General features: G+C 63.5%; 13 protein-coding genes. 3 read left to right on the forward strand and 10 right to left on the reverse strand.

Annotated features, from left to right (window positions below):
• Positions 1 to 258: 258 nt before the first annotated feature.
• Complete coding sequence (locus KRR55_RS19935; protein WP_217391061.1) at positions 259 to 471, reverse strand: helix-turn-helix transcriptional regulator; 213 nt, start codon at positions 469 to 471, stop codon at positions 259 to 261.
• A gap of 2 nt (positions 472 to 473) precedes the next feature.
• Positions 474 to 947, reverse strand: coding sequence for a hypothetical protein (locus KRR55_RS19940; RefSeq protein WP_217391062.1), 474 nt, complete (start codon positions 945 to 947; stop codon positions 474 to 476).
• Positions 948 to 1,210: 263 nt separating this feature from the next.
• On the opposite strand from KRR55_RS19940, the gene moaA reads away from it, so the two are divergent.
• Both moaA and KRR55_RS19950 read left to right on the forward strand, forming a co-directional pair.
• Positions 1,211 to 2,269: a GTP 3',8-cyclase MoaA gene (moaA, locus tag KRR55_RS19945; protein ID WP_217391070.1), complete on the forward strand. Its 1,059-nt coding sequence runs from the start codon at positions 1,211 to 1,213 to the stop codon at positions 2,267 to 2,269.
• Positions 2,269 to 2,562, forward strand: a complete 294-nt coding sequence (locus KRR55_RS19950; RefSeq protein ID WP_217391063.1) for a MoaD/ThiS family protein — start codon at positions 2,269 to 2,271, stop codon at positions 2,560 to 2,562. Before moaA ends, KRR55_RS19950 begins: the two co-directional genes overlap by 1 nt.
• Before the next feature lie 9 nt (positions 2,563 to 2,571).
• Here the strand turns inward: KRR55_RS19950 and KRR55_RS19955 are convergent, their stop codons facing one another.
• The 7 genes from KRR55_RS19955 to KRR55_RS19985 all read right to left on the reverse strand — a co-directional run bounded on the left by KRR55_RS19955 (position 2,572) and on the right by KRR55_RS19985 (position 13,353).
• Positions 2,572 to 4,284: an ABC1 kinase family protein gene (locus KRR55_RS19955; protein ID WP_418888855.1), complete on the reverse strand. Its 1,713-nt coding sequence runs from the start codon at positions 4,282 to 4,284 to the stop codon at positions 2,572 to 2,574.
• Positions 4,285 to 4,287: 3 nt separating this feature from the next.
• On the reverse strand, positions 4,288 to 4,830 hold the full coding sequence (locus tag KRR55_RS19960; protein WP_217391064.1) for a PadR family transcriptional regulator: 543 nt from the start codon (positions 4,828 to 4,830) through the stop codon (positions 4,288 to 4,290).
• 252 nt (positions 4,831 to 5,082) lie between these two features.
• On the reverse strand, positions 5,083 to 6,591 hold the full coding sequence (locus KRR55_RS19965; RefSeq protein WP_217391072.1) for an alanine/glycine:cation symporter family protein: 1,509 nt from the start codon (positions 6,589 to 6,591) through the stop codon (positions 5,083 to 5,085).
• Positions 6,592 to 6,978: 387 nt separating this feature from the next.
• The gene (locus tag KRR55_RS19970) at positions 6,979 to 7,782 is read right to left on the reverse strand and encodes a hypothetical protein (protein ID WP_217391065.1); all 804 of its coding nucleotides are present in this window, start codon (positions 7,780 to 7,782) and stop codon (positions 6,979 to 6,981) included.
• A gap of 2 nt (positions 7,783 to 7,784) precedes the next feature.
• Positions 7,785 to 9,011, reverse strand: coding sequence for a toxic anion resistance protein (locus tag KRR55_RS19975; protein ID WP_217391066.1), 1,227 nt, complete (start codon positions 9,009 to 9,011; stop codon positions 7,785 to 7,787).
• A 422-nt stretch (positions 9,012 to 9,433) separates the two neighbouring features.
• Complete coding sequence (locus KRR55_RS19980; protein ID WP_336245176.1) at positions 9,434 to 10,837, reverse strand: M16 family metallopeptidase; 1,404 nt, start codon at positions 10,835 to 10,837, stop codon at positions 9,434 to 9,436.
• Positions 10,838 to 11,127: 290 nt separating this feature from the next.
• Positions 11,128 to 13,353: a polyribonucleotide nucleotidyltransferase gene (locus tag KRR55_RS19985; RefSeq protein WP_217391067.1), complete on the reverse strand. Its 2,226-nt coding sequence runs from the start codon at positions 13,351 to 13,353 to the stop codon at positions 11,128 to 11,130.
• 627 nt (positions 13,354 to 13,980) lie between these two features.
• Here KRR55_RS19985 and KRR55_RS19990 point away from each other — a divergent pair.
• Complete coding sequence (locus KRR55_RS19990) at positions 13,981 to 14,595, forward strand: recombinase family protein (protein WP_217391068.1); 615 nt, start codon at positions 13,981 to 13,983, stop codon at positions 14,593 to 14,595.
• Positions 14,596 to 14,719: 124 nt separating this feature from the next.
• On the opposite strand, the gene KRR55_RS19995 is transcribed toward KRR55_RS19990, so the two are convergent.
• The coding region (locus KRR55_RS19995; protein WP_217391069.1) for a hypothetical protein at positions 14,720 to 15,459 on the reverse strand (740 nt) is incomplete at its 5' end.

Genomic DNA, 15,459 nt, shown 5'->3' on the forward strand with positions numbered 1-15,459 from the left:
GACCTAGGCTCCGAGCAATAGCTATCCGAAACAGCTTGAACCAATCAGAATCCCATTGAATCGAAAATACCCGAGATGAGTGAAGCATCCCGGGCATTTCACAAGCCATTCGAGCGAGACTAGACGCTGAATCGGATTTCCATGGTGTTCCGCTTCATCGCGCAGGGGATCATGTCCATACCCCGGCTTGTCTCTCCGTTGTACGGCTTGCATCGCCGGACCGATGGCCGGCAGTCGCATGTAGCCAGGCACCAAGCCTCAGCTGGACTGCGTGGTTTCCCCTTGGGGGTCGAAGAGATCGTCAATCCTGCACCCAAAGACCGCGGCCAAACGGAAGGCCAGCGGCAATGACGGGTCGAACCGGCCGCGTTCGATGGAGATGACCGTCTGGCGGGAAACGCCGAGTTCGTCGGCAAGGCGCTGCTGGGACCAGCCATGCTCCTGCCGGCGTTCGTGCAGGGAGTTCTTCACGCTCAGCCCCGCTTCTTGGCCATGAGGTACCGCACCCAGGTGCTGAAGAACCCGAGTACGATGACGCCGGTGAGCGCCCAGACTGCATCCAGCTCGTACCCCGTGATGGACAGGATCCCCAGACCCAGGCCGGTCAGCATGATGGTGTCGCGGAAGGCGCCGGCCGTGGCGGTATCCATCCAGGTCGATTCGATCGAATCGTCCGGCTTGTCGATGGCCCCGCGCAAGCTCTTCCTGTCGACAACGACCGCCCAGACCAGGCCCACGAACCCCCAGGACATGACGAGCGCGAACACTCCGGCCATGTATATCGCCTGCTCGCCCTCGGCCACTCCCGTCCAGAGGGTCAGGGCACCGACACCGGAGGCAAGCAGGAGCCCGGTCGGAATGGCGAAGGCCATGGCGGGAAGGCGGCGGCCGGCGAAACGGATACGACCCCAGCGTGTGCGTGTGTCGGTTTCGATACCTGTACTCATGAACACTCCTCATGTAAAGCGTGCTTGACGTGTAAAACTAGCTTGACATGTAAAGCCCGCTTGACGCAAGTGCATGTCGCCGGATCGGTGGCCGTTTCCGCGGAAGCGGACTCGTCGCGTAGCAGCGCCCGGCATGCGGCCCCGGCCGGCGGTGTGCTGTCCGCGAAGGCGGCGCCACGGAGCAGGCAATGTCCAGCCCGGTGGACTACCCTCGATATATGGCGACGAACACAGAAACACCGCGCAGCACCGTCAGCCTGCCCATGCCCACCATCCTCACACCGGCACCCGCAGACGCCCCCGGACTCAGCGACAAGTTCGGCCGACAGGCCACCGACCTGCGCATTTCCCTGATCGACAAGTGCAACCTGCGCTGCACCTACTGCATGCCCGCCGACGGGCTGGCCTGGCTGCCCAAGTCCAAGCTGCTCACGCTGGAGGAAATCACCCGGATCGTGCGCATCGGCGTGCGCGATTTGGGCGTGCGCGAGCTGCGCCTCACCGGCGGCGAACCGCTGGTGCGCGTGGACCTGGCCCAGATCATCGCCGCGGTGCGCGCCGAGCACCCCCAGCTGCCGGTCTCGCTGACCACCAACGGGGTGGGGCTGGCCAAGAAGGCAGCGGCGCTCGCCGAGGCCGGGCTGACCCGCATCAACGTTTCCCTTGACACGCTGCACGCCGAGACCTTCGCCAAGCTCACCCGCCGCGACCACATCGACTCGGTGTTCGCCGGCATCGACGCGGCCCTGGCCGCAAACCTGGCCCCGGTGAAGATCAATGCCGTCTTGATGCGCGGGATCAACGACGAGCAGGCCCCCGAGCTTTTGGCCTGGGCGCTGGAGCGCGGCCTGGAGCTGCGCTTCATCGAGCAAATGCCGCTGGATGCGGACCACGTGTGGCGCAAGGACAACATGGTCACCGCCGCGGATCTGCGCGCCTACCTGGAGACCCGCTTCCGCCTGTCCCCGGACACCAAGCCGCGCGACGGCGCACCGGCCGAACGCTTCCTGGTCTCCACCCCCGAGGACCCCGACACCATCCTGGGCGCGGTGGGCATCATCGCCTCGGTCTCCGAGCCGTTCTGCGCAGACTGCAAGCGCACCCGTATCACCGCCGAGGGCAAGGTCATGAGCTGCCTGTTCTCCCGGGAGGAAACCGACCTTTCCGCGCTGCTGCGCGACGGCTCGGACGATCGGGCCATTGCCGAGCGCTGGCGGGCAGCGATGTGGGGCAAGCCCCGGGCCCACGGCATGGACCACACCGGGCTGGGCTCCAAGGACTTTGTACAATCGGACCGCTCCATGAGCGCCATCGGAGGATAATGCGCATTCGATACTTCGCCGCCGCGGCCCAGGCCGCGGGCAAGACCGAGGAAAGCCTCGACCTGCTCCAGCTGCCCGGAGCCACCCTGGGCAGCGTGCTCGAGCACCTGGCGGCCAGCGCCCCCGCCGCGGCCCCGGTCCCTGACGGACCGCTGCTGCGCCGCACCACCTCGCTGGCCACGGTGCTGGGGCGCTGCAGCTTCCTGGTCAACGGCGTGAGCGAACAGGACCGCTCCCGTGCCTTGCACCCGGGCGATGAACTGGACGTGCTGCCGCCCTTCGCCGGCGGATAGCGCTCTGGCTCAGCGGCCGCGGCGCCCGGCCCACAGCCCGTGCAGCAGCGGCAGCGCCGAAAGCCACATCAGCGCGGTGCCGAGCACCGCATCGTCCCCGCGCAGCACCGCGCCGGCGAGCAGCAGGGCACCGAACACCAGGGCCGAGGCGGTCCGCGTCCCGGTGGCCTCGACGCGCGCCAGCCGGCGTTCCAGCTTCGGGTTTGCCACCGCGAGCGACCCGTCCTGCAGTCCGGCGACTAGCGCGTCGATCCGTCGCGGCAGGCCCAGGCCCAGCGTCGCGGCCTCCAGCAGCTGCCCGGCCACGTCCTGGACGATGTTGCCGCGCTGCTCCCGCAGCAGCTGCGCGGCGTAGGGCTCGACCGAGTCCCAGAGGTTGAATGCCGGGTCCAGCGAGCTGCACACCCCGGAGGTCAGCGACATCGCGCGGATGACCAGCAGGAAGTTTTCCGGCACCTGGAACGGCAGCGAGCGGATGACGTGTCCGAACTCCTCGGCGAACTCGCGGAACTCCCTCGGGTCAACCTCGCGCAGCTCGGCAAATCCCATGCCGCCGAACCTGGCGAAGAGCTGCGTCAGCGCGCGCTCCAGCTCGGCGGTGTCGGCCGTTGACACCAGCACGCCCAGCTCCCCGATTGCGGCGACAAGTCCCTTCCCGTCTCGCCCGGCGGCGGAGATCAGCAGTTTGCGCAGCCCGCTGCGGGTGTTGGGCGGGACCTCGCCCATCATGCCGAAGTCGATGAAGGTCAGCTTCCAGGGGTGCGGGCCCTGGGGGTCGGTGGCCGGGGTGACGAAGATGTTGCCGGGATGCGGGTCGGCATGGAAGAAGCCGCTGGTGAACAGCTGCTCGAACATCACCGCGGCGAACACCGGGGCCACCTCGCCCGGGTCGATGCCCACGGCGCGCAACCCGGACAGGTCGGTGACCTTGATGGCGGTGACATCGTCCAGGGTGAGTACGCGGCGGGTGCAGCGCTCCCACACGACCCCGGGCACCGCCACGCGGTGGTCGTCTTCGAAGTCTGCGCCGAAGCGCTCGGCGTTGGCCGCCTCGTTGAGGTAGTCGATTTCCTGCAGGCTGGTGGCGGCAAACTCCTCGACCAGTGCCGGGGCGTCGGCGCGCTTGGACACCACGCGCACGTGGCTGAGCCAGCCGGCCACCTTGCGCAGCGCCGCCAGGTCGGTGGCGACGATCCCGTCGATGCCCGGCCGCTGCACCTTCACCACCACGGTGTCGAACCCGGCCGCCGCGGCGTCCTCGGGCGTCAGCCGCGCCCGGTGCACCTGCCCCAGCGAGGCGGCGGCGATCGGAACCGGCTCGACCGCGGAGAATATCGTTTCCAGCGTCGTGCCCAGCTCGGCCTCGGCCAGCGCGCGGATGGCGGGGAACGGGACGGGCGGCACCTCGTCTTGCAGTCCCTCGAGCTCGGCGGTGATTTCCGGCGGCAGCACGTCCAGGCGCGAGGACATGAACTGGCCGACCTTGATCATCAGGCCGCCCAACTCCACCGCGAGCACATGGAAGCGCTGCGCGAAGCGCCGCATGCGCCGGGGACGCGTGCGCTCGGCAACCCGGGCCAGCCCGAGTCGGGGCAGGAGCAATTCGAAGAACCACGTCACGGCCAGGTTCCAGGCGGCGAAGCGCAGGATGCGCCGGTAGCGGACGCGGGTGTTGCCCGCTCCCGCCATCACGTCCGCGCGGTCCCGGGGACCGGAGGCCACCCCCTAGCCCTGGGCGAGGATCGAGTACAGCTTGCGGCGTGCTTCCTCGAGCACCGCCACGGCCTCCTGGACCTGCTCCGGGGTGCCGGTGCGGCCGACCTGGGCGGCGGCCTGGGCGAGTTCGACCCCGGCCTTGGGCAGCGAGCCGCCGCCGGATCCCGACGTTCCCCCGGCGGGCTCCCACGGCACCGAGAGCTTCGAGTCGGCAACCTCCTCGCGGCCGGCCTCGGTCAGCGAGTAGATCTTGCGGCCATTGGATTCCTCGGCGTTGACGGACCCCTCGTCAGCCAGCAGCTGCAACGTGGGGTAGACGGAGCCGGCGCTGGGCTTCCAGGCCCCGCCGCTGCGCTCCTCGATCTCCCGGATGATTTGATAGCCGTGCATGGGCCGCTCGGCGAGCAGGGCAAGGACCGCCGAGCGCACCTCGCCGCGTCCGGCGCGGGTGCCCGCGCGCTTTTCGAAGCGTGAACGCAGCTCCTCGACGGCCTGCCACACGCCGTCGAGGTTGTTGGCGGAGAATCCGCCCGTTGGATTTGAGTGGTGCATGATGCTCTCCTCTATCGCTAACGATGTACGAACGATACTTAAAGATACATCGCGCAATACTGGGTAATCCATGGGTTTGAGCCGCCAATTTCCCCAAAACCAAGGAACTTTCGCCCATACAGCCCTCCGGGCGTCAATTAGTCAGGCTATATCTTTCGCCTAAACCCAAAAGGCGATCCCCGCCACCGTCGCCCGTGAGGGCCTTGGTGGCGGGGATCGCCCGTGGTGTCCGCGGTTGCGGAAAGGATGGCGCTAGGAGCGGTCACCCACGGCGTCACGTTCCGAGCTGGACATGCGGCTGGAGCCCAGGACGTCCCCGGCCTTCCAGTCCGCCCATCCCGGACGTTCCTTCATGAAGGCCTCGATCTCGTCCTTGGTGGCCTCGAGCTTCGGGTCGTGCTTGAGGTACCAGCGGGTCTCGCGGGCAATCATGCCCGAGAGGATCAGCAGGCCGATCAGGTTCGGGATGGCCATCAGGCCGTTCATCATGTCGGAGAAGTTCCACACGGCGGTCAGCTGGGTGGTGCAGCCCACGTACACGACGAGCGAGAAGATCACGCGGAACGGCATGACGGCCTTGCGTCCGAGGAGACGCTCGATGTTGCGCTCACCATAGTAGGACCAGCCCAGGATGGTGGAGAAGGCGAACATGACCAGGCCAATGGTCACGATCCAGTGCCCCCACTCCCCCGGCAGCCCGAAGGTGAAGGCGTGTCCGGTCATCAGCGATGCGGAGATCTGCTTCCCGGTTTCCGGGTCGACATAGTTCCAGGCGCCGGTGGTGATGATGACCAGGCCGGTGCAGGTGACAACGATGATGGTGTCGATGAAGGTCTGGGTCATGGAGACCAGGCCCTGGCGGACCGGGTGGGTGGTCTGCGCCGCGGCGGCCGCGATGGCTGCCGAGCCCATGCCCGATTCGTTGGAGAAGATGCCGCGGGCCACGCCGAACTGCACGGCAATGATGATGGCCGAGCCGGCGAAGCCGCCGACCGCGGAGGTGCCGGTGAAGGCCTCGGTGAAGATCTGGCCGAGGGCCGCGGGGATCTGGCCCACGTTGGCGATCAGGATGTAGATGGCAGCGGCGACGTAGAAGACGATCATGATCGGCACGAAGCCGGCGGTGACCTTGCCGATGGACTTGATGCCGCCCACGAGAACGACCATGGCCATGATGGTCAGCACCAGGCCGGTGGTCCAGGTCGGGACGTTGAAGGAGTTCTCCAGGTTGGCCGAGATCGAGTTGCCCTGGGTCATGTTGCCGATGCCGAAGCATGCAATGGTCGCGGCAATGGCGAAGAAGAGCGCAAGGAACTTGCCCAGGGGGCCGCGGATGCCGCGCTCCAGGTAGTACTGCGGTCCGCCGGACTTCTCCCCGGCGGCATCGGTGCCGCGGAAGCGGACACCCAGGTAGGCCTCCGAGTACTTCGAGGCCATGCCCAAGAGGCCGGTGACCCACATCCAGAACAGCGCGCCGGGGCCGCCGATGCCGATGGCGGTTGCCACGCCGACGATGTTGCCGGTGCCGACGGTGGCTGCAAGTGCGGTGGTCAATGCCTGGAACTGGGAGATGTCCCCCTCCGAGCCGGCATCCTTGCGCTTGAGCAGCCCCAGGCGCAGCGCCGCGCCCAGCTTGAGGAATTGAAGTCCGCCGAGGCGGAAGGTCAGGTACAGCCCGGTGCCCAGCAGCAGCGGGATCAGCAGGAAGGGTCCCCAGATGACGCTACTGATGTCACCGAGGAGAGTTGCGAGGTCGTCCATAAGTACGGGTCCCATATCTTCTCGTGCGAGTCGTGAAAGTGCGAGCGTGACTACTGTCACAAAGCACTTATCCTACGTCACGTTGCACGCATGGTGACCATATGCACGTTACATCCGGGTGAACCAAGACGAACGGTGGCAAATGAGCGATAAGCGGTCCAGATTGTCTCCCGGTGCACGAAAAAGGACCGCCCTCGTCCCGAATCGGGAAAAGGGCGGTCCTTGAAGGCAAGGTGCCGCGTGGGCTACATTCCGAAGTCGGCCGGTGAATCGAAGGGGCCCACCACGGTGATGGTGCGCGGGCGGGACGCCAGCAGCGCCGCAAGTAATCAAAGACACCTGGCACGGCGTTCTCGCAGCGAAACACCGGCGGTTTCGGTCCGTGTTTTACTTGATCCCGAAGTCGAAGCCACCTGGTTGGTGGTGCCCGAACCGCTCCCTGAGGAAGTTGCCCGTACTGGTCAAATCCGCCGAAGTTTGGTTGTGCCGGGTGGAGTGCAACGTCTCGGCCTGTCCCATAAGGAGGCTAAGTTGCTCAACCAATTCCTCATTGGGTGTTCGCCCGTTTGGTTGCCGGTTGTCCACCATGCTCGGCGGTACGGCCAGGAATCCCTGAAGAACATTTGGTAGGTACTCCCGCACCATGGCTTCGAGTTCATACTCAAAGCGCGCATCGCCAGAGGGCTGCCGGGTTTCCGCGTCGATGACCGAGTCAAGCATCTGGCACGTTTCCAGAATGGTTACGTACGTATCAGCGGGAAGACGGTGCTTGTTCTGCTTAGCCTGCGCGCTCACCCATGTCAGAGCGGGCGACAGTTCGTCCGAAGCTCCAGCAACCGGAGTCGCTGCCTGGGACGGCTGGTAGAACTGTATCGGCGGCGCTGGGGCTGGCGCTGGTATCTGGACCGCCTCGCCACTGCGCAGTTTCCGAACTCTCTTAGGGAGCCAGAGATCGCGAAGCATGTAGGACCGCACGGCTGACAAGACCATGGATCCGAGACCGATCATAGCGCCGCTGCCATTGGGGAGAGAAAAAGCAACAATGAAGAGGACAGCGTAGAGCCCACCTTCAAGCATGACCTTTTTGTTTTTGGCACCCATGCCAATGATGAGCAAGTAGAAAGCGGCGAAAAGCCAAAATACGAAGGCAAGAACCACTTTGAGAATGTTCCCTCGCGTGAAGCGCGACATCACTATGCCCCCCGTGTGTGCGTAGTGGCTGCGTCAGAGGCGTGACTACGCTCCAGCTGAGTTCGCGCGCGTCCTACTTGGCCTTCAAGGACCTGCACTGTCTGTTTCATCGACTGTGCAGCTCCGGCCTTGAACCTATCGATCTCGTCCATGGCTTGGAAAACATTATCGAACGCTTCTTGCAGCTTGGTGGAGTCGATCGAGGCTTGGGCAGAAGTTTTATGAATGGCTGTGCCCTGGGAGCGAAGGAGTTCGGAGGTCGAGACGATCAAGTCCGAGGTAGTGGAATTGAGGGCATCGATTTGCGCCAGCACGATCTTTTGCTGAGCCAGGGCCTGCGCAACTATCACCGCTACTCGAAGCGCCGCAAGAGTTGTGTCCAGCGCCCGATCCACACCCTTGATCAGCTCGGAGTTGTTCTTCTTGACCACATCAAGAGCTAAGTACCCTTGGATGGATACCGCCATCTGGGTCAATAGGTCTTGGTGGCGCTGGCGGACGTAGAAGAGGGCGTCTGCTTCAAGTGTTGTGGCATCGTCCGCTTTGCCCGTATTGCGCAGCTCTACGATCCTCTGCTCCAAACCGTTTCCAAGGTGGCTCGCGAGCACGGCGTAGTTCGCCAACTGCCCCATCGCTGCCCAGAGAGCATCGCGTTCGGTCTGGATGGCGGCGTTGTCCTGACGGAGATCGTCCTGCCCACCCTTGAGTGCCTTGGTGATGGCGTCAAGTTGTTCTTGTGCTGACTCGTACCTCATGAAGTATCGCTGGATAGCGTTGCCTCCGGGAAGGAAACGCAGAATGCGCTTCGCGCCAGTCAAATCATGGCGCTTGGGGTCTAGCTCGGTGACGATCTGTCGCAGTTCCGCAAGGGTGTTGCCGGTACGCGATGCAGGGTCCGCGCCGGTGGCTGCGAGGGCGGCTGCCGGCCTCTTCAACATGCGGTTGGATGCGGAGCTTGCCTGCTGCATCGTTCCCTCGCCCAGCCGCGTCAACTGCGCTAACTTGGTCTGAAACTCCGGGCTCTGGAGCGGTGTGGCCAGCAGGTCATCAAGAAAAGTTTTGGCATTCTCGGCGTGCTTCTGCTGTGCATCGGCATCCACCAGGATCATGCCGCCGACCTTCTCCGGAGCGTGAACCACAACCTCAACTATTGGTTTCGGCGGCTCCAGCTCCAGTGGATTTCCTACCTGCGGGGACGAGGTCGCGCCGAGGTCGAGTGGGTTCAGCATGATGTGCTCCTTGGAAGGCTCTGGGATAACTTGCAGTCTACTAGGGATTACTTGTAGGTAACAGTAAATGGCCTGTTTTAGCCGCGGCAATCACATTTAAACCTATCTCATCAGCCGGACCACAATCTTTGACAAACCTGTTCCTTTTGCGGGCCCTTTGCGGGATTGAGACTCGAGCAAACGTTGGCGGCCTTGCCCTCAAACATCCGCGCTGTCATGGCATGTCTTGTTCGCGATGATCGGCGACAACAGCATCCATGATGCCCAAGGAGCCACTTCCTGAATCAGACCACGAAGCCATGGTCAGAATCTTTCATTCTAGGAATTCTGGAAAAACACCGAAAGTTCCTGGAAATTGAGAAAAGGACCGTTTTTTCTTCCAAAGAAGCAAAAACGGTCCTTTTGACCAGAGGCCGGAAGGCCTACATTCCGAAGTCCGAAGGCTTATCAAACGGGCCCACCACGGTGATGGTGCGCGGACGCGACGCCAGCAGCGCCGCAAGTTCGCGCACCTGTTCCGGGGTGACCGCCTTGACGCGCTCCAGCGACTCGTCGATGTCGTGGAAGACGCCGGTGACCAGCTCGGCGCGGCCCAGGCGCGACATGCGCGATCCCGGGTCCTCCAGTGCCAGCACCATGCCGCCGGAGAGCTGGCCCACGGCCTTGCGCAGCTCCTCGTCGGTGATGCCGTCGGCTGCCAGCTTGTCCAGCTCTTCGCCGAGCAGCTTGATGACGCGCTCGGTCTTGGCCGGGGCGCACCCGGCGTACATGCCGAAGTAGCCGGCGTCGGAGTACGCGGCGGAGAAGGAGTAGGTGGAGTACACCAGCCCGCGCTTCTCGCGGATCTCCTGGAACAGGCGCGAGGACATGCCGCCGCCGAGGATCGCGTTGAGCACGCTCATCACGTGGCGGCGCTCGTCCGTTGCGACGATGCCCGGGCAGCCCATGATGATGTTGACCTGCTCGACGGGGCGGCGGATCACGTCGATGCGCTGGGAGCCGGTGATCTCCACCGGTGTGGTGTCGCGGCGCGGCACCGGCGAGGCACCCTCCTCAAGTTCCCAGCCCGCGGTGCGCAGGGCCTTGAGGACCAGGTCGCAGACCTCATCGTGGTCCAGGGAGCCGGCGGCGGTGATGACCAGTTCCTCGGGGGTGTAGAAGCGCCGGTAGTGCTCCCAGACGGCGTCGCGGCCGATGCCGGTGATGGCCTCGGGCGTACCGCCGATGGGACGGCCCAGGGAGTGGTGGCCCATGACGGCCTCGACGAAGCGCTCGTGCGCCACGTCCCCCGGGTCATCCGCGTCCATAGCGATCTCCTCGAGGATCACGTCGCGTTCCTGCTCGAGTTCATTGGGATCGATCACGGCGGAGGTGACCATGTCGGCGATGACGTCGATGGCCATGGGCAGGTCGGAGTCCAGCACGCGGGCGAAGTAGCAGGTGCTTTCCTTTGCGGTGGCGGCGTTGGACTCGCCGCCGACCTCGTCAAAGGCCGAGGCGATTTCCAGGGCCGTGCGGCGCTTGGTGCCCTTGAACAGCAGGTGCTCCAGGAAATGGGTGGAGCCGTGCTGGCCTTCCTGCTCGTCGCGGGATCCGACGGCCACCCAGAAACCAATGGTGGCCGAACGCTGGCCGGGCATGGCCTCGGTCAGCACGCGCACGCCACCGGGCAACACCGAGCGGCGCACCAGGGCTCCACCGGCCTCGCCGTGGATGATGGTGGCGTCCCCCGCCTCGATCGGGGCCGTGGCGTCGGAGACGCCGCGCTCCCCCGCGGGAGCGGGAGACATTCCGAAGCCGGTGAGCGGCAGGGGAATCATGACCACAGAAAACATCCTTACTGTCCGCGCAGGCTGCGTGCGGAGCATTGGGTTATTCGCGCGCAGTGGCGCACGAAAGGCATTAACCCATTCTTCCACAGGGCATACCATTCATTGCCAGTTCATGAGCGGACTCTCACCATGCACGCCCCCACGGCACGGAACCACGGGACAGTCCCCGGGCCGCGGCCGCCACGGATGGCAGGCCCGCCGCTGATCCCGGGTTTCGGGCGGACATGGAAAAATCCCGGCCCACCAATAGGTGGACCGGGATTTTTCAGCCTAGAAACCTAGGATTACTCGGCTTCGACGAGGTCTTCCTCGGCTACAACCGGGGCAAGCGAAAGCTTTCCACGATCGTCGACCTTGGTGATCTCGACCTGCAGCTTCTGGCCCACGGAGACAACGTCCTCGACGTCGTCAACGCGCTTGCCACCGGCGAGCTTGCGCAGCTCGGAGATGTGCAGCAGGCCGTCCTTGCCCGGGGTCAGCGAAACGAACGCACCGAAGGTGGTCAGCTTCACGACGGTGCCGAGGTAGCGCTCGCCAATCTCAGGAACCTGAGGGTTGGCAATGGCGTTGATCGCGGAGCGTGCTGCGTCCGCAGCTTCCCCGTTGGTGGCGCCGATGAGGACGGTTCCGTCGTCCTCGATGGAGATATCCGCTCCGGTATCCTCCTGGATCTGGTTGATCATCTTGCCCTTCGGGCCGATGACCTCGCCGATCTTGTCTACGGGGATCTTCACGGAGATGATCCGCGGAGCGTAGGTGGAGAGCTCGTCTGGGGTGTCAATGGCCTGGTTCAGGACATTGAGGATGTGCAGACGGGCTTCGCGGGCCTGGGTCAGCGCAGCTGCCAGGACCGATGCCGGGATGCCGTCGAGCTTGGTGTCAAGCTGGATGGCGGTGATGAACTCGGAGGTACCTGCAACCTTGAAGTCCATGTCGCCCATGGCGTCTTCGGCACCGAGGATGTCGGTCAGGGCCGCGTAGCGGGTCTGACCGTCAACTTCGTCGGACACCAGGCCCATGGCGATGCCGGCGACGGCTGCGCGCAGCGGCACACCGGCGTTCAGCAGCGACAGGGTCGATGCGCAGACCGAGCCCATCGAGGTAGAGCCGTTGGAGCTCAATGCCTCGGAGACCTGGCGGATGGCGTACGGGAATTCTTCACGCGACGGCAGCACCGGCATGATGGCGCGTTCTGCCAGGGCACCGTGGCCGATTTCGCGGCGCTTGGGCGAACCCACGCGGCCGGTCTCACCGGTGGAGTACGGCGGGAAGTTGTAGTTGTGCATGTAGCGCTTGCGCGTTACCGGCGACAACGAGTCGATCTGCTGTTCCATCTTGAGCATGTTCAAGGTGGTGACGCCCATGATCTGGGTTTCGCCACGCTCGAAGATCGCCGAACCGTGGACGCGGGGAAGAACCTCGACCTCGGCGGTGAGCTTGCGGATGTCGGACAGGCCGCGGCCGTCCATGCGGATCTGGTCGGTCAGGATGCGCTGGCGCACGACCTGCTTGGTGACCGCACCGAAGGCCTTGGAGATCTCGCCTGCGCGGGTCTCGAAGGCGGTTCCCTCGGCGGTGAGCTCGGCAACGACCTCGTCCTTGAAGGCGGAGGAAGCGTTGTCGCGCTCCTGCTTGCCGGCGATCTGGTAGATCTCGGTGAGCTTGGCGGTGGCCTTGGCCTCGACGGCTGCGTAGGCGTCGTCCTCGAAGTCGCGGAAGACCGGGAACTCGACGGTCGGCTTGGCGGCGCGGGCTGCCAAATCTGCCTGTGCCTCGCACAGTGCCTTGATGAACGGCTTTGCGGCCTCAAGGCCCTGGGCAACGACCTCTTCGGTCGGGGCGGTGGCGCCCTGTTCCTTGATGAGGTTCCAGGAGTTGTCGGTGGCCTCGGCCTCGACCATCATGATGGCGACGTCGTCGCCGGCGATGCGGCCGGCAACAACCATGTTGAACACGGCGTTTTCCAGCTGGCTGTGCTTCGGGAAGGCAACCCACTGGGCACCTTTTCCGTCGTCAACCAGTGCAACGCGAACGCCGCCGATCGGGCCGGAGAACGGCAGGCCCGAGAGCTGGGTCGACATCGAGGAGGCGTTGATGGCCACCACGTCGTAGAGCTCATCCGGGTTGATCGCCAGAACGGTGACCACGATCTGGACCTCGTTGCGCAGGCCCTTGACGAAGGCCGGGCGCAGCGGACGGTCCATCAGGCGGCAAGCCAGGATGGCTTCGGTCGACGGGCGACCTTCGCGGCGGAAGAAGCTGCCCGGGATGCGGCCGGCAGCGTACATGCGCTCCTCGACGTCCACGGTCAGCGGGAAGAAGTCGAAGCCCTCGCGCGGGTGCTTGCCGGCCGTGGTGGCCGAGAGCAGTGCGGTCTCTTCGTCGATGTACACCATGGCCGCACCTGCGGCCTGCTGGGCCAGACGGCCGGTTTCGAAGCGGATAACTCGCTTGCCGTATCGACCATTGTCGATCACGGCCTCTGCGAATTGAATTTCGGGACCCTCCATGGGGCGTGTCCTTTCGATCAATATCCGCAGCACACTGCGAACAGGCCACACATCGGTGCAATCTGGTCTTCGATCGAGACTCGCGCTCTTCTCATGGAAGAGCGAAAGCCACTACCGAGGACCGCGAATGTCTTCCGGTGGGTCAAGTGCGCGAAGTGCGCGGATATTTCGTCTTGTTTCTGTGCTGGTCATGCGAAATTGCTAACCATACGTATACCAGCCTACCGGGTTAATGGTTTCGGCGCAGTGAGGGCGCGAACTCACAGTTGGTCGGTATCTCACGGCAATCGAACGCACATCAAAGGTAGCGATCATTCGCCTTTTCGCCGTCGAGCGAACCGCACAGTGGATCATCGTAGCTTCCGCTGCACAATGCGCGACCGGAGTTCGTCCGTTGTGTCGCCTCTAGTCCGACCGCTAGCCACGCAATGACCGAAAATAGGCCACGATGGTCGCGCCGATTTTGAAGTGTGTTTCAGTGAAGGATCCCCCACCGCGACACCCAAGCCCCAAAAATCCGAAATTCCAAAACGTTGAAAATTCAAGGATTTAGACAGTCTGAATATTCGCGGATACCCCGCCCGCACTAATGCCCGGTGAAGGTAACCCAAACGCTACACTAGAGCCATGTCGCCGCATCTGGTCGGGTACGCCCGCGTCTCCACCAACCAACAAGACCTCGCCTCCCAACAAGCAGGGCTCCAGGCACTCGGCGTCCCGGACGATCTGGTCTACGTGGACCACGGGCTGACCGGACGGAACCGCGAACGTCCCGGACTCCAGCAGGCCCTGGCCGCGTGCCGGGCCGGGGACACCCTGGTGGTCACCAAGCTCGACCGCCTCGCCCGCTCCCTGCCCGATGCCCGGGACATTGTCGAAGACCTCACCAAAAGGAACATCAAGCTGAGCCTGGGCGGGAACGTCCATGATCCCACCGACCCGGTCGGCCGGCTGTTGTTCAATGTCCTGGCGATGGTCGCCGAATTCGAATCCGACCTCATCCGTGCAAGAACCCGCGAGGGCATGCAGATAGCCAAGGCCAAGGGCCGGCTGCGAGGCAAGCAGCCCAAGCTCTCCCCCGCCCAGGAAAAGCACCTCGTGGCCCTCCACCACGGCGGCAAGCACACCAGCGCCGAGATCGCCGAGCTCTTCGGCGTCGCACGCAGCACGGTGTACCGCATCGTTCAACGCACACCCCCGAGCAAAGCCGTGCCTGTCAGGAAATATGCATCTTCAGATTGAGATTAAGCGACAAACCCGAGTCCTTAGACTCGGGTTTGTCAGGGTTCGATGAGGCCCGCCCTTGAGCGCCAGTGTGTGGGTTACCAGAAATCCAGTTACCATAATTTGCCCCATGGCAGCGGACTCAATATACCATCCGCGAAGCCTTGAGCAGGAGACGTTCATGATAGTGCTTGTCACTATCCCAGGCGAACAACGAAGCAGATCTGGAACTTCTCATTGCTTTCACCTCATCAGCTGTCAGCCCAGTTGCCCTAACCACCTCTTTATTAGTCAGGTCGGGACTAGCAGGAATACTGAGCAATAGTATTGCGCGCTGAGTCTCGTAATCAGGTTGGGTCTTCCCTTGCTTGACTAGACTCTCAACCCGCCTCAAGCATCGAGTCCGAAAAACAGCTGCTTCGCTTCTACTTCCGCAACTACGAATCAAAGTCAGTAAGGCAAAGGCGTCCAAATCTCCATCGCCTATCTGTCTCTTTTCCAGAAGTCCATCAAGTGCTTCACTTGTGAGGTGGGCTCCCATATGAACGAGGCAATCGAGCAAATTTAGTGTATGAAGACCAAAGCTTCGCTCATCTCGAATGGCCATAAGCTGAGCCAGAAGTTCACGTCGAATCTTGTCCTTATAGGAACTCAGTTCCAAATGCGACAGTCCAGCTAGTTCAAGTTCCCGAATGCTCCCAACTATGATCTGGGAAAGCTTCATGCTGTGAGATACAGAGGGTGATCCTGAATACACGAAGAACGCTACATCCATTACGGAAACCAAGTATTTGGCCAAGGTACTTGTGCCGGCTTTTTGCTGAGCTAACAGTCCCTGCTTGCTCAGGTGTCCAAGGTAGTTCTGGAACTCAGAGCAGGTCT

The sequence above is a fragment of the Paeniglutamicibacter quisquiliarum genome, from assembly GCF_019084045.1.
Taxonomy (GTDB): Bacteria; Actinomycetota; Actinomycetes; order Actinomycetales; family Micrococcaceae; genus Paeniglutamicibacter; species Paeniglutamicibacter quisquiliarum.